Below are 22,149 nucleotides of genomic sequence, written 5' to 3'. Positions count from 1 at the left end.
AAAAACAGATGAAGCACTATGATTATATCGTTGTTGGCGGCGGCAGCGGCGGGATCGCTTCGGCTAATCGTGCCGGGATGTATGGCAAAAAAGTTTTATTGATTGAAGGTAATCAGTTGGGAGGAACCTGTGTCAATGTAGGGTGTGTTCCCAAAAAAGTGATGTGGCAAGCCAGTGAAATGATCGAGATGATTCAACGAGATGCTGGAAGCTATGGTATTGATGCAACAATCACCAACTTTGATTTTGCTGAATTAGTGGCTCGGCGGGAAAAATATATTGCCTTCCTGCACAAAGCCTACCAAAGAGGACTGGACAGCAATCAGGTAGAGGTGATTCGGGGATACGGCAAGTTTATCGATAATCATACGATTGCAGTTGGAGAAGAACAATTCACCGCTCCCCATATTTTGATCGCAACTGGCGGACATCCTGGAGAATTGAGAATTCCTGGTGGTGAGTATGTCAAAAGCTCCAACGATTTTTTTCAATTGACGGAAAAACCAAAAAGAATGATCGTGTTAGGGGCTGGGTACATTGCCGTGGAATTTGCCGGCATGGTGCGACAATTCGGTGTAGAGGTCGCTTGGGCCTATCGAAATGAACGACCATTGCGGGCCTTTGATGACATGCTGAGTGATAATTTGGTGGAGATGTATAAAGAAGCCGGGATTGAAGTGTATCCTCAATACGTCGCCTCTCGGATTGAAAAACAGGGGAACGAGTATACCGTCCATTTTGAAAACGGCTCTTCGCTGACAGCAGATTATGTCTTATTTGCCGGGGGACGCTTGCCGAATACCCAGCAGATTGGTTTGGGAAATACAACGGTGCAAGTAGATGAACGTGGTTTTGTTCAGGTGGATCGCTACCAAAATACGACGGCTGAAGGAGTCTATGCTGTTGGGGATGTTATTGGCAAAATTGATTTGACACCAGTTGCCATCGCTGCCGGACGCCGCTTATCGGAACGTTTATTCAATGGCAAGGATCTTTATTTGGATTATAATCTGATTCCTACGGTGATCTTTACCCATCCGCCGATTGCTACAATCGGACTTTCAGAGGCAAAAGCGATCGCCGAATATGGGGAAGAACAAATCAAGGTATATCGTTCTCGTTTTACACCGATGTATTTTGCACTAAATGACTACCGACAAAAATGTGAACTGAAACTGGTCTGTTTAGGAAAAGAAGAAAAAATCATTGGGTTGCATGGAATCGGGATCGGGGTGGATGAAATGCTGCAGGGCTTTGCAGTTGCTATCAAAATGGGTGCCACCAAAGCGGATTTCGATAATACCGTCGCCATCCATCCGACCGGTGCAGAAGAATTCGTGACGATGCGATAAATTAGTTTGAGAAATTTTTATGAAAAAACGGCACCATATAAAAAAGCCAAAGACTGTCCCTTTTTGACAGACAATCTTTGGCTTTTTTTATATTTAGTGAACGCTTATTTTTACTTATCCTCCATCGAAGATACTGAAAAGACTAAATGGGGCATAGTCACTCCGCGATAATGTTTTACAAACGTGTCCTTCACCTTCATGCCATTTCTAATCGCTACTTGTTGGGAAGCGAAATTGGTATCTCTGATTATCGAAAATACTTCATTGGCTTTTAACGTTTGAAAAGCGTACTCTTTGCAGGCTTTTGCTGCTTCTGTTGCATAGCCGTTACCCCAGAATTCTTTTTTCAATAAGTACCCGATCTCAAGAACCTGTCGATCTTTATATTCTTGCAGGGTGAGGCCACATTGCCCAATCATTTCATTGGTATCTTTTAAAACCAGTGCCCATAGTCCAAATCCATTGTGGTGGTACCGTGCCTTCTGATTATCCAGCCACTGTTGCACTTCTTCGTCTGAAAAAGGTCCTTCATAGGCATACATCACAGCTTTATCCTGTAGTATTTTAGAAAGATACAGATAGTCATCTTGATTCATTTCTCGTAATAATACTCTTGTGGTTTCGATTTTCATTCTTTTCTCCTAACCTTTTTGACGTTTACTAATCAAGAGCAAATTCATTGTAATAGTGCCTATTCGCTTAACTATAATCAACGTAGACAGTAAGTTGCACCAGTAAAAAAAGCAATCCGCCGGAAAAATCCATCAGATTCTCCCGGTTGGTTGCTTTTTGAATTTAATTGGTTCGTTTCAAGATAATCTTGGTGATTTCTTCAAGAGTTTCTTTGGTTTTTTGTGGCGTATCCGGTAATTGACGAATGCTTTTTAGGGCTTTGTTGGTATATTTTTCAGCTAATTGCTGGGCTTTGGTTACGCCTTGGAAGTGTTGTACGTAGCGATAGACCTCTTGAGTATCCTCGTCGGTCATGTCGGAGCGTTTTTCCAGCAAAGGGGTGAGTTGTTGCCGTCCTTTTTGCAATGCATAGAGCAGCGGCAGGGAGTAAACCCCTTGCCGAACATCTTCAAGAACGGGTTTGCCGATTTGGGCTTCCGGTTGGCTATAATCCAAAATATCATCGATGATTTGAAAAGCTAAACCGATATTCAGACCAATAGCTGCTGCGCTTTTAGCAAATTTTTCACTTGTGCCGCTTTCAAAGGCACCAACTGAACAGCTTAATGCGAACAATTCAGCTGTTTTACCGGAAATATTTTCAATGTACTGGTCAATGGTCATATCCAAAGAATAGCGATCGTCCATTTGTCCTAATTCGCCAGTTAAAATTTTATCCATACTGCGGGAATTAATTTGCAGACTGCGCATAGAGCCGGCATAATCAGCCATTAATTTAAAACAGCAGACGAAGAGATAGTCGCCGGCATAGACTGCCACATCGTTACCGAAGCTAGCTGCAATCGTTGGCAGGTTGCGGCGAAGGTCTGCTTGATCGACGATATCATCATGGATCAAGGTGGCGTTGTGGAGCATCTCGATTGATGCTGCTAATGCGATGGCTTTTTTTCGATCCTGTTCAGGACCAAATTGGGCAAAAAGCAGTTGATACGCCGGTCGCAACAATTTGCCACCAGAGTGGATCATGGCTAAAATCGCTTGTTCCACGGGTTTATTTTTTAATTTGACCGCAGTTTCCATCAATTGCAGCGTGTCGGTCAATTCGTTTCGTAAAGTTGGGTAATCGTTCCAAATGGGATGAAGTTTCATGGTGACTCCTTTTCAAAAGCTACTGCCAATATTGCTTGGTTTCACGTTCACGTTCTGTTTGAAATTTGCGCAGGGTTTGCACACGATGCAGTAAAAAGTTGGCGGCGATCCCGATGGCGATTCCGGATAAAATCCCGAAAAAAGACAGGATCGGCAGATAAAGCAGCACGCTCCAGGATTGCGCAATCCAAGAAGCGGTCACTAGTTGTCCTACGTTGTGCATAAAACCGCCAGTGGCACTGATGCCGATAATGCTGACACGTTTGGGTCCTAAAGCCTTAACCAAAAGCATGCCAAAATAACTCAGCAAAGCACCACTCATACTATAAAGAAAGGTTGAAATCGTGCCGCCTAACAGGGTTGTCAAAATCAACCGCAGCCAGACCAGCAAAAAGCTGTCTTTTTTCGGTAGGGTAAATAGGGCGATGATGGTGATTAGATTTGCCAGTCCCAGTTTTGCTCCCGGCGCAAAGGCGAAGGGGTATGGAATCATGTTTTCCACCAGACCGATGACTACTCCTTGTGCAACCAGCAAGGAGATAAAAATAAGTTTTTGCAAACGACTCATACTTGGTGACGATTTGCTCAATAGATCAGATCGTCAGCGTCACCTCCTGCAGTTTTGATTTCAATCACTAATTTATGAGGGAGACAAACGATGGTTTCCCCGTTTTCTGATGCCCAGCCTCGGCGAACACAGATTTGATCGCCGCAATTGGCATCTTTGATTCGAATCTGTTTGCCTTTGACTTCGATCAGATTGTAATCTCCATCGGCATCTTCATAGCGATACGTATAATTTTTTCCTTCTGTAAGGCGAAATGTTTTCTTTTCTACCCCGTCGATCCGTAGCACGGCTTCAGTCGTTGCACTGGGCTGTCGTTGATTACCAAAAATCAGAAGGGGTGTAAATGAGGCGATGATCAAAAGGAGGATGATAATGATATCCCAAGGTTTCAAACGGCTGTTTTGAATAAATTCTTTTGCTTTCACAAGGCCGCTCCTTTCTACATTGACCTTCTTATTTTAGCATAGGTCAAAAGAAAGTCCTAGGTTCTTCAACCTAGGACACGTTATTGGTTTTATTTTTCTCCGTATAAGGATCGCGGCGTTCCGTACCACCACTTGCCTAATGTACGTTGCAACCATGGAATTACCCAACGGTCTAAACCGACTGCACGGCCTGAACCGTTCATCAAGGCAAAGGCTACTGGGATAAACCAGATATTAATCCAATAGAACATCCCTGACATACAGAAGGTAGCCACTAAAATGATTGTTGTTGCACTGGACAACCAAGTGAATAAACCAGCCATCAATGCTAATGCTAATGCAATTTCAAAGAAGACCATGAATTTTTGGAAGAACATTGCCACATCATTGTTCGGCATGATGAATTGCATGATTTTTGTGAACCAGCCTGGTGATTTTTCAATCACGACCATTGGATCTTCTCCATAGGCATAGCTCAAACCAAAGTGGGCAGCATGGGCTGCGGCTTCACCGCCACTTGCTGCTGCGCCAGAAGCAGCGTCAGCTGAACTTGAAACAGTAGCAGAAGCACCACCGACCGCATCAGCGACAGTAGAAGCAACGGTACTAGAACCGGTAGCGGAAGCACCACCGACTGCATCAGCACTGGAAGCAGTGGTTGCGGCAGCTTCTTTGGCATATTCCCACGTCCAAGGGAACACACTGTTGCCGGTGAACCATGAACCTTCACCAAACCAAGTGCTAGGTTTCAAAACTTCGCCGTTACCGACGATTTTTTTGAAGGCTTCAATGAACCAAACTAATCCGTAGAAAATTCGTAAAGGTACACTCCAAAGAACATTGCCGTAGCGAGAAGAATGTCCCCGTGCCACATTGCGGTCGTCTTTGATGTGGAAAAATTCGTGCATCAAGTATTGGAACATATAGTAACCGGAACGAATGTCAAAGAAATATTTCAAATTGACGATGTGTTTCATGATGATCGCCATAAAACCGCTCAAATGAATTTTACCGAATAATTCGGCAACGCCCCATTTTGATCCAACAGAAACCATAAAGCCTTGATAATTACTCTTGAATTTATGTTTTTCATTGTCGCCTTTTACTTGCGAAACAACATTGGCTGCGGCGCAGTGTCCAGTTTGTTCTGCCGCTTGTACGATTTGTGGTGTTGGTGTATTTGGGTGTTCTTCATAATAAACCAGGTCACCGATGATGTAGATATTTTTGTCTTCATAGCCTTTTGCCTGCATGTATTCGTTGGCTACCAGGCGGTTACCGCGGGCAGCTTCCAAACCAAAATCGGCTGCGTCGGTGGTTCCTTTGACGCCGGCGGTCCAAATCAAGGTGTAGGTTGGGATCGTGGACCCGTCTTTTAACTTGATATGGTCGTGGTCAACTTCCACGATTGGTGAGTTAAGTACCAATTCGACATTTTTTTTCTTCATAAAGCGTTCTGCTTTTGCCGCATCGTTACGGTTCAGCATATTTAAGATCGTCGGCATTGCTTCCACGACTTTCAACGTGAATTCGCTTGGATCTAATTTGTAGTCTGCTGCTAAGCGGTCTTTCCAATCAACTAGTTCGCCGATCATTTCGATTCCGGTAAAACCAGAACCGCAGACAACAAAGGTCAGCATCGCTTTGCGTTTGGCTGCATCAGGTTCCAATGCGGCTTTGGCAACGGTTGTTTCGATGTGTTCACGAATCCGAATCGAATCTTCAAAAGACCACAATGTGAAACCATGCTCTTTTACCCCAGGTGTTCCGAAATCGTTTGGTTCGCCACCCATACCAATTACTAAATAATCAAATGGATAAGCGCCTGTTTTTGTTTGAACAACTTTTTGTTCCTTGTCGATTCCCGTTACAGTGTCTGTAACCAGCTTCACGTTTTTCTTCCGTGAGAAGAGATGTTGCAAATCATATTGGATCGCAGTTGGTTCAACACGTCCTCCTGCAACTTCGTGAAGCTCTGTCATCATCGTATGATAAGAATGCCGATCAATTAAAGTAATTTCGACATCATTGTCTTTTTTCAGCTTTTTCGCCATAAATTTGGTAGCTGAAACCCCAGCATAACCAGCACCGACAACGACAATATTTTTCTTTGCCATTGGTAATCCGCTCCTTAAAAATAAATAAGATTTGATAATTATTACACAATCTATTACATTATATAGACATTTTTCCCATTTGTCTAACTCATTTCAGAAAAAAGGCCAGTATTTTCAAGCATTTCTGCTGAACATCAACTAGACCATTTTTCCTATAAAGAAAACGGTTGACTTATTATTTTTATAATTTAAAATAAAAGGTGTAGCACAACACAGGAATTTGTGAAAAAAAGTATAAAGGAAAAGGGGAACAAAAAATGAAGTCAAGAAAGTTTATGGCAGGGGTTACAGTATTAGCATTTTCTGCACTATTATTGGGGGCATGCGGTGCAGACAACGCAAGTGATGATTCTTCCGCATCATCAACGACATCACAAGCAGCAAGCTCAACGACTGAAGCATCATCTGCAACTGCTGAATCCGAAGCACCAAAAGTAATTGCCGGAGAAGCAATGCAAGATGGTACTTATACTCTGAAAGAAAAAAATGACAAAAACGGCTACCACGTAGAATTTTCTATTACTGTAGCAGACGGCAAAATTACTGAATCAAACTACGATAACGTAAATGCTGACGGCAAATCAAAGACAGAGGATGCCGAATACAATAAATCCATGAAAGAAAAAGCTGGGATTGCTCCAGAAGAATTTATTCCTAAATTCAACGAAGAATTAGTTGCAGCTCAAAGCCCATCTTCAATGGAAGTTGTTTCAGGCGCAACACATTCTTTTGATTCTTTCCAAAACTATGCGCAACAATTGATCCAAGCTGCACAAGCTGGTAAAACCGATGTGATCGAAATCGATAACGGTGCCGATTTGAAAGACGGTACGTACACATTGAAAGAAAAGAATGACAAAAATGGTTACCATGTAGAATTTGCCATTACTGTTGCCGGTGGTAAAGTAACTGAATCAAATTACGACAATGTGAATGCAGACGGCAAATCTAAAAAAGATGACGCAGAATACGAAGCAAACATGAAAGATAAAAGCGGCATCGGACCAAAAGAATATATCGAACAATTCAACAAAGACTTTGTAGCAGCAATGAACGAAGAAGAAGCATCACCAGCAAACATGGATGTAGTAACTGGGGCAACCCACAGCTTCCATTCTTTCGTTATCTACGCACAACAATTGTTGAACGCAGCTGAAAAAGGCGACACAGCAGTTATCGAAGTAGACAATTTTGTAACGGAATAAACCGTTGCTTGAAACGAGTCCCGGTCCTTGTGATTGGGCTCTTTTTTTTGCTGTTTCTTAGGAAACAGTCAGTATTTTTCTCATTTTGAATGGAAAGCTTTCGCAGCTATGAGGATTTTTTCACAGAATGAGGGAATATTTTGGCGAGAGACTTTTCAATTTCCTAAAAAGAAGCTATCATAAGGAAGTTAAAAACACAGAGTCGAAAAGGGGAAAGACATGAAGAAACAGCTTGGTTTATTTGCAGCCGTTTTGCTGATGCTGCTGGTGGTTTTAGGTGCCTGTGGCAAAAAAGACGAACCGAAACTATTGGAAGAACCTTACTATCAGGAAAAATTTTTACTAGGAACTTATACACGTATCCGAATTTACGATGAAGGCAAAGAAGAGGCGCTGAAACCCGCTTTTGCCCGAATCAAAGAATTAGGAGATAAGATTACCATCAATCAAAAAGGCTCAGAGATTGACGAGTTGAACGCTCAGGCCGGAATCAAACCCGTTAAAGTTTCCAAAGATATTTATTACCTATTAAAGGAAGCCTACGATTATACGGAGGAAACAGACGAGGCCTTCAACATGGCGATTGGTGCTGTTACGCAATTGTGGCGAATCGGTTTTGATGATGCCCGCAAACCAGCCCAATCAGAAATCGATGAAGCCTTGAAACACATTGATTATCGAAAAATCCAATTTGATGATCAGAAACAAACGGTCTTTTTGGAAGAAAAAGGCATGATTGTGGACGTTGGTGCGATCGCCAAAGGCTACATCACCGATGAGGTCGTTAAAGTGTTGGAAAAAAATGGCGTGACTTCGGCTATCGTGGACTTAGGCGGAAATGTGTTTGTTATGGGCCATAGCCCACGTGGGGACAACACTCCTTGGAATATCGGTATCCAAGATCCGAACCAAGCACGAGGGTCAATTGTCGGCAGCATCAAAGAAAAAGATAAAACGGTCGTGACTTCCGGTATTTATGAACGCTATTTGGAAGTAGACGGCAAGACCTACCATCATATTTTCAACTCCAAAACCGGTTATCCCTATGACAATGATATTGCTGGTGTCTCCATCATTACCGACAAGTCGATTGACGGAGACGGGTTGTCAACCTCAGTCTTTGCGATGGGTGTAAAAAAAGGATTGGAATTCATCGAAGCAATGGAAGATGGAACCAATGCCGTGTTCATTACAAAAGACGATCAGGTATACGTGACCAAAGGCATCCAGAATAATTTTGTGTTAGACAAAGATTCGGGATACACCATGGGAAACCGTAGTGACTTGAAGTAGGAGGCGAACCAATGTCGCTAAAAGTATTTTTAGAGGTCGTTGAAATCAAAACCAAAATCGCCAGCGTATTTCCCTTTCTGATGGGGGTATTGTTCTCCATCAGTTATTTTCATGGGTTTCATTTTCTCAATACACTGCTCTTTTTTATCGGAATGCTGATTTTTGATTTGACGACCACTGCCATCAATAATTATATGGATTTTGAAAAAGCCAAATCAGAAGAATACAAGTACCAGCAAAATGTGATTGGACGGGAAAATGTCGCGCCTAAACTGGTACAGCGGATGATTTTAGGCATGTTGGTCTTCGTGCTGCTGATTGGGATTATTTTAACGATTCGTACCGGCTGGCTGTTGCTGGTCATGGGCTTTGTCTGCTGCTTTATCGGCGTCTTCTACACCTTTGGCCCGATTCCCTTATCGCGGATGCCGCTGGGGGAAGTTTTCAGTGGTGTAACGATGGGATTGGGCATTTTTGCAATGGTGGTCTACGTCAATACGGTCAGTCCGCAGGTTTTTTATCTTGATCTGCAACTAAAGGCGGGAACGTTTGCTTTGACCGGGAACTTTTGGCAAGTTGCCGCTTTGGTGTGGGCTTCTCTGCCATTGATCTTTACCATTGCCAATATCATGTTGGCAAACAATCTGCGGGATTTGGAAACAGACATCAAAAACCACCGCTACACGCTGGTTTACTATATCGGACGGGAACACGGTATTAAGTTGTTTTCTTTGCTGATGTTGAGCTGTTACGCCGTTTTAATTGTCGGCGTTTTCTTGCGAGTATTTGAATGGCCAGTTCTGATTGCGTTGGGAACCTTTCCCAAAGTGCGTCAGCATCTACGGGCACACCGAAAAGAGCTGCCCCATCCCCACAGCTTTGTTTATTCTTTGAAAAATATGGTACTGTTCAACAGTGCGTATGCCATCGGACTTTTATTGACGATTCTTTGGCAACAGTTGAGCTAAATGAAAAGACCCCTATTTCGTGAAGATGACGAAATAGGGGTCTTTTTCAGTTTTAGTCAATTTTTTGCAGGCTGATCTCGCCGGAAGAAAGAACAAACTGTTTTTCTGGTGTGGAAACCACGAGTTCCCCCTGATCGGTGATGGCTTCGGCAACGCCACGATAGGTGATGCCTTGTTGGGTGAAGGTCACATTTTTCCCAAGTACCAATGACTTTTCTCGATAAACCGCCAAATAATCAGTAGCGGGTAAGTGAGCAATCAGCTGGAAAAAGTTGCGCCAAATTTCATGGATCAGTTGATTTCGCAAAACAGCAGGTACCTCATTAGGAAATAACGAGCCGGCTTTTTCCTGTAATTCTTCGGGGAAATCTGCTTGCGGAATCGAAAAATTGATCCCCATGCCGATAATTACATGGGAGATTGTGCCGCTTTCAAAGTCGCTGATGGCTTCAGATAAAATACCGCAAACTTTCTTGCCCTCCAGATAGATATCGTTGACCCATTTAATTTGACTCTTTTTTTCTGTCAGCCGATCGATGGCTTGGCTGGCAGCAACGGCCGCTAGTAACGTGTACTGAGGTAATTCCGCAAACGCTTTGTTGGGACTAAGGAGCAGACTCATGTAAATTTGACCGGTTGGGGCAAAAAAAGGACGACCAAAGCGACCGTGAGCACCGGTTTGGGTATCGGCGACAAATAAGCGGGGGGCTGCCTCTTTTTGCATGGCGGCCAGCTTTGCATCCTTCATGGTGGATTCCGAAGCATTCAAAATCTCGACAGCTAAAAAATCCAATTCCTCTTTTTTGATTTCCTCGGCAGCTAAAACATCTGAGGGCAAATAGCGATAGCCGCTAGCAGCATGTTCAAAGCGATAGCCTTCTTTTTCCAGTTCCCGAACAGCCTTCCAAATCGCTGTACGGGAAACCGCCAGCGATTGAGCCAGTTTTTCACCGGAAAGAATCTCGTCGCTTTGTTTTAATAGGTGCAGTAATTTTTTTTTGGTCGTCATTCAGTCTGCCTCGTCTGTCGTTTTTCTTTAGTGTACCAAATTATTTCTTCGTTGGCACTGACCGGATAAAAACGATAGAGAATTTTTTAAAAAAAGGAGATAGCCGTTTGAAAATAATTTTCAGAAATTTTCTTGACAGAATAACTTTTCTATCATATAATAATTAATTGCAAAAACTATCTGACAAACAAGAAAGTAGAAACGAAATATTGTCCGTTTCGGCTTACATACACAAAGCAAAAGTAGAAGGTCCCACAAAAATGAACGTTCTATTTTTGGTTTTTTTTATGCCCAAAAGCCGCAAAAAATACTTTTTGTTACGAAAAATTAATATTTGTCATCTTTTTGTAACGAAAATCGGATAGCCTTTTTGAAAAGAATTTTAGAGGGGTGAAGAGCTTGGCTGGACACGTAGTAAAATACGGAAAGCATCGCGAACGTAGAAGCTTCGCACGAATCAGTGAAGTATTGGAATTACCGAATTTGATTGAAATTCAAACAGACTCTTACCAATGGTTCTTAGACGAAGGTTTGAGAGAAATGTTTGAAGACATCTTGCCAATTGACGACTTTAACGGCAATTTATCATTGGAATTTGTGGATTATGAACTGAAAGAACCAAAGTACACGGTGGAAGAAGCCCGCGCCCATGACGCGAACTACTCCGCACCATTGCATGTAACCCTGCGCTTGACCAACCGCGAAACCGGTGAAATCAAAGCTCAAGAAGTTTTCTTCGGTGATTTCCCATTAATGACGGAACAAGGAACCTTCATTATCAACGGGGCAGAACGGGTTATCGTTTCCCAATTGGTCCGTTCACCAGGTGTTTATTTCCATGGCAAAGTCGATAAAAACGGTAAAGAAGGATTTGGCTCTACTGTCATCCCGAACCGCGGGGCTTGGTTGGAAATGGAAACCGACGCCAAAGATATCTCATATGTACGAATTGACCGTACCCGGAAAATTCCGTTGACCGTCTTAGTACGGGCACTAGGTTTTGGGTCTGATGATACAATTTTTGAGATTTTCGGCGAAAGTGAATCTTTACGAAACACGATTGAAAAAGATTTACACAAAAATGCCAGCGATTCTCGAACAGAAGAAGGCTTGAAGGATGTTTACGAACGGCTGCGTCCCGGCGAACCAAAAACCGCCGACAGCTCAAGAAACTTGCTGAATGCCCGCTTCTTTGATCCAAAACGGTATGACTTGGCAAATGTAGGTCGCTACAAAGTAAATAAAAAACTAGATTTACGTACCCGTTTATTGAATCTGACTTTAGCAGAAACGTTGGTTGATCCAGAAACCGGCGAAATCATCGTTGAAAAAGGAACCGTCTTGTCTCATCAAGTAATGGAAACATTAGGGGACTACTTAGTAAACGGCTTGAATTCAGTAACCTATTACCCATCAGAAGATGGCGTAGTGACGGATCCAATGACGGTTCAAGTTATTAAAGTCTTTTCACCAAAAGACCCTGAACGAGAAATCAATGTCATCGGTAACGGCTACCCAGATCCTGCAGTGAAAACTGTTCGTCCTGCTGATATTATTGCTTCTATGAGTTATTTCTTTAACTTGATGGAAAGCATCGGTAATGTGGACGACATCGATCACTTAGGTAATCGTCGAATCCGTTCCGTTGGGGAATTGCTGCAAAATCAATTCCGGATCGGTTTAGCGCGGATGGAACGTGTTGTTCGTGAACGGATGTCAATCCAAGATACGGAAACATTGACACCGCAACAATTGATTAATATTCGTCCAGTTGTCGCAAGTATCAAAGAATTCTTTGGTTCTTCCCAGTTGTCACAGTTCATGGATCAAACCAATCCACTTGGAGAATTGACCCACAAACGCCGCTTGTCTGCCTTAGGACCTGGTGGATTGACACGGGATCGTGCCGGATATGAAGTCCGAGACGTTCACTATTCCCACTATGGCCGGATGTGTCCGATTGAAACGCCTGAAGGACCAAACATCGGTTTGATTAACAGTTTGGCTTCTTATGCGAAAGTCAACAAATACGGCTTTATTGAAACACCATACCGTCGTGTAGATCGGGAAACTGGTCGTGTGACGGATCAAATCGATTATCTGACTGCTGATATCGAAGACCATTATGTGGTTGCCCAAGCAAACAGCTTGTTAAATGAAGATGGTTCGTTTGCAGAAAACGTCGTAATGGCTCGTGCAACCTCAGAAAACTTGGAAGTATCCATTGATAAAGTGGACTATATGGACGTTTCACCAAAACAGGTTGTTGCTGTCGCTACAGCATGTATTCCTTTCTTGGAAAACGATGACTCCAACCGTGCCTTGATGGGTGCCAACATGCAGCGTCAAGCAGTACCGTTGATCAATCCTAAATCACCTTGGGTCGGAACCGGAATGGAATACAAATCCGCCCATGACTCAGGTGCCGCTCTATTATGTAAACATGACGGAATCGTTGAATACGTCGATGCGTCAGAAATTCGCGTTCGCCGCGACAATGGTGCATTAGATGTTTACTCTGTAACAAAATTCCGCCGTTCCAACTCCGGAACCAGCTACAACCAACGTCCACTAGTCGCTCATGGCGAAAAAGTGGAAAAAGGCGATACTCTAGCTGACGGACCATCCATGGAAAATGGCGAAATGGCTCTTGGACAAAACGTTTTGGTAGCCTTCATGACTTGGGAAGGATACAACTACGAAGATGCCATCATCATGAGCCGTCGTTTAGTCAAAGATGATGTCTACACTTCTGTCCATATTGAAGAATATGAATCAGAAGCCCGTGACACTAAATTAGGACCTGAAGAAATCACTCGTGAAATCCCTAACGTTGGGGAAGATGCCCTGAAAGATCTTGATGAAATGGGGATCATCCGCATCGGTGCCGAAGTTCACGACGGCGATCTTTTAGTCGGAAAAGTAACACCAAAAGGGGTCACTGAATTGTCTGCAGAAGAACGTTTGCTGCATGCAATCTTCGGTGAAAAAGCCCGCGAAGTCCGTGATACTTCCCTACGCGTGCCTCATGGCGGCGGCGGAATCGTCCACGATGTTAAAATCTTTACCCGCGAAGCCGGCGATGAATTATCTCCTGGCGTGAACATGCTGGTTCGGGTATACATCGTGCAAAAACGGAAAATCCATGAAGGCGATAAAATGGCTGGACGTCACGGAAACAAAGGGGTTGTTTCCCGCATTATGCCGGAAGAAGACATGCCTTTCTTGCCAGACGGTACACCAGTTGATATCATGCTGAATCCATTAGGGGTTCCTTCACGGATGAACATTGGACAAGTATTGGAATTGCATTTAGGAATGGCTGCTCGTCAATTAGGTATTCATGTTGCGACACCAGTTTTCGATGGCGCATCGGATGATGATGTATGGGAAACCGTAAGAGAAGCTGGCATGGCCAGTGACGCAAAGACTGTTTTATATGATGGTCGGACCGGTGAACCATTTGACGGACGAATTTCTGTCGGTGTTATGTACATGATCAAATTGGCCCACATGGTTGATGACAAACTGCATGCCCGTTCGATTGGACCTTACTCGCTAGTTACCCAACAACCATTGGGTGGTAAAGCACAGTTTGGTGGACAACGTTTCGGGGAAATGGAAGTTTGGGCATTGGAAGCTTACGGTGCCGCTTATACGCTGCAAGAAATCTTGACTTACAAATCCGATGACGTGGTTGGTCGGGTGAAAACCTACGAAGCAATCGTCAAAGGGGAACCAATTCCAAAACCAGGCGTACCGGAATCCTTCCGCGTGTTGGTGAAAGAATTACAATCTCTAGGATTGGATATGCGGGTGCTGGATATCGATGATGCTGAAATCGAATTGCGGGACATGGATGATGACGATGATGATTTGATCACCGTTGACGCCTTGACAAAATTTGCTGAACAACAATCCGCAAAAGAATTAGAACAACAAGCTGCCGACAAAGCAAAGGCTGATAAAGCAGCGCTGGATCAAGAAATTGAAACAGCAGAGGATCTAAAAGACTAGAAGGAACTGACAAAATTTTTGCCAGCTCATAACGAACGTGCCACCCATCGTTTTTCCAGCGGAGCCATCCATGGAAAAACGATGATGCGCACGATGCTTGCCATGAAATGAAATGGAGGGAACCCCTTTTGATCGATGTAAATAAATTCGAAAGTATGCAAATAGGCTTGGCTTCTCCCGAAAAAATCAGAAGCTGGTCTTACGGGGAAGTAAAAAAACCTGAGACCATTAACTATCGTACGTTAAAACCTGAACGGGAAGGCCTATTCGACGAGCGTATTTTCGGTCCAACGAAAGACTGGGAATGTGCCTGCGGAAAATACAAACGGATTCGTTATAAAGGAATCGTTTGTGACCGTTGTGGCGTGGAAGTCACTCGTTCGAAAGTCCGTCGTGAACGGATGGGTCATATTGAATTAGCAGCACCAGTTTCACATATCTGGTACTTTAAAGGTATTCCTTCACGAATGGGTCTTGTTTTAGACATGAGCCCACGGGCGTTGGAAGAAATCATTTATTTTGCGTCGTATGTCGTGATTGAACCCGGCGATACGAACTTAGAGAAAAAACAACTATTGACTGAACGGGAATACCGTGAAAAACGGGACCAATACGGTCAAGGATTCAGTGCAGCAATGGGTGCTGAAGCAATCAAACAATTGTTGGATGCCGTTGATTTGGACGGAGAAGTTGCTGAACTGAAGGAAGAATTAAAAACTGCTTCAGGTCAAAAACGGACCCGTGCAATCCGTCGTTTGGATATTTTAGAAGCATTTCGGGCTTCCGGCAACAAACCAAGCTGGATGGTCATGGATGTTATTCCAGTTATTCCGCCAGATTTGCGTCCAATGGTGCAATTAGAAGGTGGACGGTTTGCCACTTCTGACTTGAATGATTTGTACCGTCGGGTAATCAACCGGAACAACCGTTTGAAACGTTTGTTAGACTTGAACGCTCCAAATATCATCGTACAAAATGAAAAACGGATGCTGCAAGAAGCGGTAGACGCGTTGATCGATAACGGTCGTCGTGGTCGTCCCGTGACTGGACCAGGTAATCGTCCGTTGAAATCTCTTTCTCATATGTTGAAAGGGAAACAAGGTCGTTTCCGTCAAAACTTACTAGGAAAACGGGTAGACTATTCTGGTCGTTCCGTTATCGTTGTTGGTCCGTTCTTAAAAATGTATCAATGTGGTCTGCCAAAAGAAATGGCGATCGAATTGTTCAAACCATTTGTTATGCGGGAATTGGTTTCTCGTGAACTTGCTTCAAACATTAAAAATGCCAAACGCAAGATTGAACGTCAAGAAGACGAAGTATGGGACGTTTTAGAAGATGTTATCAGAGAACATCCAGTTCTGTTGAACCGGGCACCTACGCTTCACAGACTTGGTATCCAAGCCTTTGAACCAGTCTTGGTTGAAGGTCGTGCGATCCGTTTGCACCCATTGGTATGTGAAGCCTACAATGCCGATTTCGATGGGGACCAAATGGCGGTTCACGTACCGTTGAACGAAGAAGCACAAGCAGAAGCACGGATGCTGATGCTGGCTGCACAAAACATTTTGAATCCAAAAGATGGAAAACCCGTTGTTACACCTTCTCAAGATATGGTTCTAGGGAACTATTACTTGACGATGGAAGAAGACGGTCGTGAAGGGGAAGGCATGCTCTTCCGGGACATGGACGAAGCCGTGACTGCATGGCGCAATGGTTATGTCCATCTGCATTCTCGAATCGCTGTTGATCCAAGAACCTTGGGTGAAAAACCATTTACAGAAGAACAAAAAACACGCTTGATGGTAACGACTGTCGGTAAAGTCATCTTTAACTCGATTATGCCGCCGGAATTTCCTTACCTAAATGAACCAACTGATTTCAACTTGACGGTACAAACACCGGACAAATACTTTGTTGATGCTGGAACAGACATTCCTGCTTTTATCAAGGAACAAGAATTAGTTGGACCATTCAAGAAGAAAAATCTGGGAAATATCATCGCTGAAGTCTTCAAACGTTTCAAAGTAACTGAAACATCAATGATGCTTGACCGGATGAAAGATTTAGGATACAAACATTCTACCCATGCCGGGATTACTGTAGGGATTGCCGATATTATGGTTCTTGCTGAAAAGCATGATATTATCGATACTTCCCACAAACAAGTTGAAACCATCACGAAACAATTCCGTCGTGGATTGATTACAGATGATGAACGCTATGAACGGGTAATCGGTGTTTGGAATGCTGCCAAAGACGAAATTCAACAAAAATTGATGGAATCTTTGGATGCGAAAAACCCAATCTTCATGATGTCTGACTCTGGTGCCCGTGGGAATATCTCCAACTTTACTCAGCTTGCTGGGATGCGTGGATTGATGGCGGCTCCTAATGGTCAAATCATGGAATTGCCAATCATTTCTAACTTCCGTGAAGGACTTTCTGTCTTGGAAATGTTTATCTCTACTCACGGAGCTCGTAAAGGAATGACCGATACTGCGTTGAAAACCGCCGATTCCGGTTACTTGACTCGTCGTTTGGTTGACGTTGCCCAAGATGTAATTATTCGGGAAGAAGACTGTGGCACAGACCGCGGGTTGGATATCCGAGCAATTCGTGAAGGCAATGAAATCATCGAATCATTAGGCGAACGTCTAGTGGGTCGTTACACACGGAAATCAGTGATTCATCCAGAAACCGGTGAAGTTATTGTTGGCAATGATCAACTTATCACTGAAGATTTAGCAAAACAAATCGTGGAAGCTGGAATTGAAACTGTTTCAATTCGTTCCGTCTTCACATGTAATACTAAACATGGCGTATGTAAACATTGTTATGGTCGAAACTTGGCTACTGGGAATGAAGTCGAAGTTGGTGAAGCAGTCGGAACAATCGCTGCCCAATCAATCGGTGAACCAGGGACTCAGTTGACCATGCGTACCTTCCATACCGGCGGGGTTGCCGGGGACGATATCACACAAGGTCTGCCTCGTGTTCAAGAAATCTTTGAAGCACGTAATCCGAAAGGGCAAGCGGTGATCACTGAAGTTACTGGTGAAGTCATCGACATCTCTGAAGATGCGGCTACACGGAGCAAAGAGGTAACCATCAAAGGAACCACTGATACTCGTACCTACACAGTGCCTTATACAGCTCGTATGAAAGTTGCTGAAGGTGATTACATTCATCGTGGTGCTCCATTGACAGAAGGATCAATCGATCCAAAACAATTGCTACAAGTTCGTGATGTTCTGTCTGTTGAAAACTATCTGTTGCGAGAAGTCCAACGTGTTTACCGGATGCAAGGGGTAGAAATCGGCGACAAGCATATCGAAGTAATGGTTCGTCAAATGTTGCGTAAAATCCGGGTAATGGACCCAGGTGATACAGATATCTTGCCAGGTACTTTGTTAGATATTGCGGACTTCAAAGACCGTAACTATCAAACCTTGATTGCCGGCGGTGTTCCTGCCACCTCTCGTCCAGTCTTGTTAGGAATCACAAAAGCGTCCTTGGAAACAAACAGCTTCTTATCTGCTGCTTCCTTCCAAGAAACGACCCGTGTCCTGACTGACGCTGCGATTCGCGGCAAGAAAGATCCACTGCTTGGCTTGAAGGAAAATGTTATCATCGGTAAGATCATCCCAGCCGGAACTGGTATGGCTCGCTACCGGAATATGGAACCAAAAGAAGTAGCTGTTGCAAGTGAAAATGTTTATAGTATTTCAGACATTGAAGCTCAAATGGCTGCGGAAGATGCCTTGCGTAATCAAGACTAAATAAGAAGCGTCGCTGATCGAAAGATCAACGGCGCTTTTTTTGTGGAGGAAAGAATTTCTGCAGATTAATGGAGTGGAATAGCTAAAAAGAGTAACGCAGAAAAATCACCAGCAAGCCTCCCAGCAGGCAGGGGACGAAGGGCAGCTCCTTTAGCGGACGTTTCAAAAGTGAGGAACAACTAAACAGCACTAAACCAAAGAGACTTGCTAAAAGCAGCAAGAGACAAAAGTGATACAAAGGCAACCACGGACTCCAGGACAGCAACAGTAACAGATCGCCACCGCCAAATTTTTGCGAGTAAAACAGCCAGACGAAGCCGCTGAGAAATAGACAATACCCTATCGTCAACCACTGAAAAGAAGTTTGCTGCCACTGAAAAAACCAGAGAATCAGCGTACAAGGATAAAAAAATTTTGGTTCCACGATTTGATAGAAAAGATCTGCCAATGCCAGCAAAAAGGTCGCCAGTAACCAGAAAAAACGTAGCCAGCTCAGAACACCTGCAGTCAAAGGAGAAAACAAAAAGAATACCCCGCAAAAAATCTCGGCACCAAAATACCAAAAGGACAGCCGGATGTGGCAGTGACGGCAACGAAACCGTAAAAATAAAATCGAAAGTAGTGGAATCAATTCATACCACAGCAAGGGAGTTCCGCATGCTTCACAGTGGGAGGCAGGAAAAATAGCGGAACGATTTGCAGGAATCCGTTGTGCCAGCAAACAGAAGAACGAACCGACACAACAGCCAATCCAAAAAAATAGAAAAATTATCATCAAAAAAGAGACTCCTTTCCTTTACTACTAACAAGTACGCAAGAGCCAGCCCTTTGCTAGACAAAAAGAACTTTTTTCTTGATAATAGAGAAGAAAGGAGAGCAAAACGATGAAAAAAATTTGGTTGATATTTCCCATCCTTTGTTTTACGTTCCTGTTGAGCGGCTGTGCCCGCGCAATCCCAGAGAAAGAGGCCGCTGCTTTGTTGGTGGATCATCTCGTTTATCAAAAATCTGAAAAGAAGTTTACTGAGAATTTTCAAGACGGCGAAGACCTAAGCAATGCCTTTCAAACGAATGAGCAAGCTTTTCAAAAAAGTTTTACGGAAGGGTTGCTGGCTGACAGCGAGATCCCTCAAGCCGAGGCAGAAGAAATCGCAGAACTATTGCTGAACCAAATGCAGAAAGAAGCCACCTACGAAATAAAAGAAATTGATGACAGTGATACGATTCGTCATGTGACTTATGGGGTAAAGGGCTTGGACTTCACAGGAATGATGGCAGCGACGTCTGAAAAATTAGTCACTGAATTATTGGCTGACGAAACCATTAGTAAAGACCAAGACAAAGTCGTCAGCGAAACCGTCCGCTTTTTAAAGGAAACGATTCCCCAAACCAAGGCAAAAACCAAAGCCATCAATGTGATGTTAGAAATGAAACCGGAAAAGGGCAAATGGCAGATTGTTGCCGGACAGACTGAACAACTGAATAACTTGTACTTAGCTTTCGTTGCCGGTGTCTCCGACCAAGAAGCGTTGTTGGCGGAAATGACCACCGTAATGGAGGAAACGGCAAAAGAAGTACAGGAACAATTAGATTAGATTGAAAAGGTTTCTCACTTAGTTCGCTTTGTTGTACTTTTTCTGTTATTCATACTATGATTTTAATGGAAACAATTGAAGGAGGAAGATAGATATGAAATTTGAACAAACAAAAGAAGTCTTGAACCAATTGGTCGCTGACCTGAGTCAAATGTCGATGGTCATTCATCAAACCCATTGGTACATGCGAGGACCTGGGTTCTTAACCCTACATCCAATGATGGATGATTTCATGGATGATGTGAACGATCAGTTAGACGAAATTTCTGAACGTTTGATTACCTTAGATGGTTCTCCTTATTCAACCTTAAAAGAAATGGCTGAACATACGAAGATCCCTGATGAAACAGGACGTTGGGATCGGACGATGGAAGAACGCTTAGCAACATTAGTGAAAGGCTATCGCTATTTGGCAGATCTTTACCAAAAAGGAATCGAAGTTTCCGGTGAAGAAGGCGACGATCCAACCCAAGATATCTTTATCGGTTTTAAAACGGCAATCGAAAAACGAATTTGGATGATTCAAGCACACCTTGGTAAAGCACCCGAAATCGACGCTTAAACAAAAAAATCCCGCCAGTCTGGTTACAGATTGACGGGATTTTTTTTTAAGCGAATGTTTTTTTTGCTGCGGCAATTTGTGCCACTACTTGATCAAAGCCAGTGCCGCCCAGTGAATGACGGTTTTTGACCGCATTGTAGGAGGATAATTTATCATAGACGTCTTCTTCGATTACCGGGGTGATTGCTTGATAATCTTCCAACGAAATGTCTTGTAGGTAGATACCTTTGTGGATGCAATCCAAGACTAATTTTCCAACGATTTCATGGGCTTCACGAAACGGAATTCCTTTTCCTGCCAGATAGTCGGCTAATTCGGTCGCATTGGAGAAATCTTTTTCAGTGGATGCCAACATGTGGGCTTCGTTGACCTTCATGGTATGGATCATCCCTGCCATGATTTCCAGACTGGTCAAAATTGTTTCTGCCGTGTCGAACATGCCTTCCTTATCTTCTTGAAAATCTTTATTGTAGGCAAGAGGCAACCCTTTCATTACGGTCAAAAGACCAAACAGATTGCCGTAAACGCGGCCGGTTTTACCACGAATCAATTCTGCCATATCAGGATTTTTTTTCTGAGGCATGATGGAGCTGCCGGTAGAAAAGGTATCTGTCAACTCAACAAATTTAAATTCATGACTGCACCAAAGAATCAATTCTTCACAAAAACGGGACAGGTGCATCATCAAAAGGGAACCATTGCTTAAAAATTCCAGAATAAAATCTCGATCACTGACGGCGTCCAAGCTGTTGCTGTAATTAGTGGCAAAGCCCAACTCTTTTGCGGTAAATGTCCGATCGATAGGAAAAGTCGTGCCGGCTAAAGCAGCACTACCTAAGGGAAGCAGATCGACCCGTGCCAAGCTTTCCAGCATCCGTTGTTGGTCGCGGGTCAGCATGGAGTAATAGGCCATCAAATGGTGCCCGAAGGAAATCGGTTGTGCATGCTGCATGTGGGTATAACCCGGCATGATTGTATAAACATGTTCCTCTGCTTTTGCCACCAATACTTCACGAAATTGCTCGATTTTTTCCAAGACTTCATGAATCGTGTCTTTTAGATACAAGTGCATATCTGTTGCCACTTGATCATTTCGACTGCGGGCAGTGTGTAATTTGCCGGCAACTGCACCGATTTCCTGATGAAGATAAGATTCAATATTCAAATGGATGTCTTCATTTTCAATGGTGAAGGTCAATTCACCGTTGGCAAGTTTTTCCTGCAATGTTTCTAAACCGTCAATGATGATTTGTGCTTCCTCTTGAGCAATAATCCCGGTATGAGCCAACATTTTAACATGAGCCAAGCTGCCGGTGATATCTTGTTTTGCTAATTTTTGATCGAAGGGGATGGATGCGCCGAACGCGTCGATCCATGCTTCATTTTTGCCGTCGAAACGACCGCCCCATAATTTTGCCATTCTGCCACCTCATATGATTTTTATTTTCCTTAAAAACGGCAAAACAGAAGCTGCCGC

Annotated in this window: 16 protein-coding genes; 8 read left to right on the top strand and 8 right to left on the bottom strand. The window is 43.5% G+C overall.

Annotation, left to right across the window (positions count from 1 at the left end; genetic code table 11):
• Positions 1 to 8 precede the first annotated feature (8 nt).
• Positions 9 to 1,352, top strand: coding sequence for a glutathione-disulfide reductase (gene gor, locus FFM66_RS03055; protein WP_137604968.1), 1,344 nt, complete (start codon positions 9 to 11; stop codon positions 1,350 to 1,352).
• A 110-nt stretch (positions 1,353 to 1,462) separates the two neighbouring features.
• Here the strand turns inward: gor and FFM66_RS03050 are convergent, their stop codons facing one another.
• The 5 genes from FFM66_RS03050 to FFM66_RS03030 form a co-directional block, all read right to left on the bottom strand.
• Entirely contained in the window at positions 1,463 to 1,984 is a 522-nt protein-coding gene (locus FFM66_RS03050; RefSeq protein ID WP_137604967.1) for a GNAT family N-acetyltransferase, read from the bottom strand.
• A gap of 163 nt (positions 1,985 to 2,147) precedes the next feature.
• Positions 2,148 to 3,134, bottom strand: a complete 987-nt coding sequence (locus FFM66_RS03045) for a polyprenyl synthetase family protein (protein ID WP_048603170.1) — start codon at positions 3,132 to 3,134, stop codon at positions 2,148 to 2,150.
• A gap of 19 nt (positions 3,135 to 3,153) precedes the next feature.
• Positions 3,154 to 3,702, bottom strand: coding sequence for a Gx transporter family protein (locus tag FFM66_RS03040; RefSeq protein WP_048603386.1), 549 nt, complete (start codon positions 3,700 to 3,702; stop codon positions 3,154 to 3,156).
• A 17-nt stretch (positions 3,703 to 3,719) separates the two neighbouring features.
• A complete protein-coding gene (locus FFM66_RS03035) occupies positions 3,720 to 4,127 on the bottom strand; it encodes a NusG domain II-containing protein (RefSeq protein ID WP_137604966.1) in 408 nt (135 codons plus the stop codon).
• Between the two features lie 89 nt (positions 4,128 to 4,216).
• Positions 4,217 to 6,244 carry an NAD(P)/FAD-dependent oxidoreductase gene (locus tag FFM66_RS03030; RefSeq protein ID WP_048603172.1) on the bottom strand — a complete coding sequence of 676 codons (2,028 nt, stop codon included), beginning with the start codon at positions 6,242 to 6,244 and terminating at the stop codon, positions 4,217 to 4,219.
• Between the two features lie 257 nt (positions 6,245 to 6,501).
• Here FFM66_RS03030 and pplA point away from each other — a divergent pair, with 257 nt between their 5' ends.
• The 3 genes from pplA to menA all read left to right on the top strand — a co-directional run bounded on the left by pplA (position 6,502) and on the right by menA (position 9,710).
• Positions 6,502 to 7,449 (top strand): extracellular electron transfer flavoprotein PplA, encoded by a 948-nt coding sequence (gene pplA / locus FFM66_RS03025; protein ID WP_137604965.1) that lies wholly within the window; start codon positions 6,502 to 6,504, stop codon positions 7,447 to 7,449.
• A gap of 219 nt (positions 7,450 to 7,668) precedes the next feature.
• The gene (locus tag FFM66_RS03020; protein ID WP_137604964.1) at positions 7,669 to 8,742 is read left to right on the top strand and encodes an FAD:protein FMN transferase; all 1,074 of its coding nucleotides are present in this window, start codon (positions 7,669 to 7,671) and stop codon (positions 8,740 to 8,742) included.
• An 11-nt stretch (positions 8,743 to 8,753) separates the two neighbouring features.
• Complete coding sequence (gene menA, locus FFM66_RS03015; RefSeq protein WP_137604963.1) at positions 8,754 to 9,710, top strand: 1,4-dihydroxy-2-naphthoate polyprenyltransferase; 957 nt, start codon at positions 8,754 to 8,756, stop codon at positions 9,708 to 9,710.
• Between the two features lie 52 nt (positions 9,711 to 9,762).
• Here the strand turns inward: menA and FFM66_RS03010 are convergent, their stop codons facing one another.
• Positions 9,763 to 10,719: a biotin--[acetyl-CoA-carboxylase] ligase gene (locus FFM66_RS03010; RefSeq protein WP_137604962.1), complete on the bottom strand. Its 957-nt coding sequence runs from the start codon at positions 10,717 to 10,719 to the stop codon at positions 9,763 to 9,765.
• Between the two features lie 399 nt (positions 10,720 to 11,118).
• Between FFM66_RS03010 and rpoB the strand changes: the two genes are divergently transcribed.
• Positions 11,119 to 14,736, top strand: coding sequence for a DNA-directed RNA polymerase subunit beta (gene rpoB / locus FFM66_RS03005; protein WP_048603177.1), 3,618 nt, complete (start codon positions 11,119 to 11,121; stop codon positions 14,734 to 14,736).
• Between the two features lie 128 nt (positions 14,737 to 14,864).
• The gene (gene rpoC, locus FFM66_RS03000; RefSeq protein WP_048603178.1) at positions 14,865 to 18,515 is read left to right on the top strand and encodes a DNA-directed RNA polymerase subunit beta'; all 3,651 of its coding nucleotides are present in this window, start codon (positions 14,865 to 14,867) and stop codon (positions 18,513 to 18,515) included.
• Between the two features lie 82 nt (positions 18,516 to 18,597).
• Here the strand turns inward: rpoC and FFM66_RS02995 are convergent, their stop codons facing one another.
• On the bottom strand, positions 18,598 to 19,290 hold the full coding sequence (locus FFM66_RS02995) for an A24 family peptidase (protein WP_246038415.1): 693 nt from the start codon (positions 19,288 to 19,290) through the stop codon (positions 18,598 to 18,600).
• Positions 19,291 to 19,399: 109 nt separating this feature from the next.
• Between FFM66_RS02995 and FFM66_RS02990 the strand changes: the two genes are divergently transcribed.
• Positions 19,400 to 20,110 (top strand): DUF5105 domain-containing protein, encoded by a 711-nt coding sequence (locus FFM66_RS02990; protein ID WP_137604959.1) that lies wholly within the window; start codon positions 19,400 to 19,402, stop codon positions 20,108 to 20,110.
• Positions 20,111 to 20,204: 94 nt separating this feature from the next.
• On the top strand, positions 20,205 to 20,672 hold the full coding sequence (locus tag FFM66_RS02985) for a Dps family protein (RefSeq protein WP_048603181.1): 468 nt from the start codon (positions 20,205 to 20,207) through the stop codon (positions 20,670 to 20,672).
• A gap of 46 nt (positions 20,673 to 20,718) precedes the next feature.
• Here the strand turns inward: FFM66_RS02985 and argH are convergent, their stop codons facing one another.
• Positions 20,719 to 22,092, bottom strand: a complete 1,374-nt coding sequence (gene argH, locus FFM66_RS02980; protein ID WP_137604958.1) for an argininosuccinate lyase — start codon at positions 22,090 to 22,092, stop codon at positions 20,719 to 20,721.
• Between the last annotated feature and the right edge of the window lie 57 nt (positions 22,093 to 22,149).

The sequence above is a fragment of the Enterococcus songbeiensis genome (genome assembly GCF_005405265.1).
Taxonomy (GTDB): Bacteria; Bacillota; Bacilli; order Lactobacillales; family Enterococcaceae; genus Enterococcus_C; species Enterococcus_C songbeiensis.
The sequence above is the reverse complement of the archived record's forward strand: the minus strand, read 5'-3'. Positions and strand labels throughout refer to the sequence as shown.

What these genes read in the sequence shown, in the direction of transcription:
- gor (WP_137604968.1), top strand. Translation starts at nt 9, where the DNA reads ATGAAGCACTATGATTATATCGTTGTTGGCGGCGGCAGCGGCGGGATC.
- FFM66_RS03050 (WP_137604967.1), bottom strand. Translation starts at nt 1,984, where the DNA reads ATGAAAATCGAAACCACAAGAGTATTATTACGAGAAATGAATCAAGAT.
- FFM66_RS03045 (WP_048603170.1), bottom strand. Translation starts at nt 3,134, where the DNA reads ATGAAACTTCATCCCATTTGGAACGATTACCCAACTTTACGAAACGAA.
- FFM66_RS03040 (WP_048603386.1), bottom strand. Translation starts at nt 3,702, where the DNA reads ATGAGTCGTTTGCAAAAACTTATTTTTATCTCCTTGCTGGTTGCACAA.
- FFM66_RS03030 (WP_048603172.1), bottom strand. Translation starts at nt 6,244, where the DNA reads ATGGCAAAGAAAAATATTGTCGTTGTCGGTGCTGGTTATGCTGGGGTT.
- pplA (WP_137604965.1), top strand. Translation starts at nt 6,502, where the DNA reads ATGAAGTCAAGAAAGTTTATGGCAGGGGTTACAGTATTAGCATTTTCT.
- FFM66_RS03020 (WP_137604964.1), top strand. Translation starts at nt 7,669, where the DNA reads ATGAAGAAACAGCTTGGTTTATTTGCAGCCGTTTTGCTGATGCTGCTG.
- menA (WP_137604963.1), top strand. Translation starts at nt 8,754, where the DNA reads ATGTCGCTAAAAGTATTTTTAGAGGTCGTTGAAATCAAAACCAAAATC.
- FFM66_RS03010 (WP_137604962.1), bottom strand. Translation starts at nt 10,719, where the DNA reads ATGACGACCAAAAAAAAATTACTGCACCTATTAAAACAAAGCGACGAG.
- FFM66_RS02995 (WP_246038415.1), bottom strand. Translation starts at nt 19,290, where the DNA reads ATGATAATTTTTCTATTTTTTTGGATTGGCTGTTGTGTCGGTTCGTTC.
- FFM66_RS02990 (WP_137604959.1), top strand. Translation starts at nt 19,400, where the DNA reads ATGAAAAAAATTTGGTTGATATTTCCCATCCTTTGTTTTACGTTCCTG.
- FFM66_RS02985 (WP_048603181.1), top strand. Translation starts at nt 20,205, where the DNA reads ATGAAATTTGAACAAACAAAAGAAGTCTTGAACCAATTGGTCGCTGAC.
- argH (WP_137604958.1), bottom strand. Translation starts at nt 22,092, where the DNA reads ATGGCAAAATTATGGGGCGGTCGTTTCGACGGCAAAAATGAAGCATGG.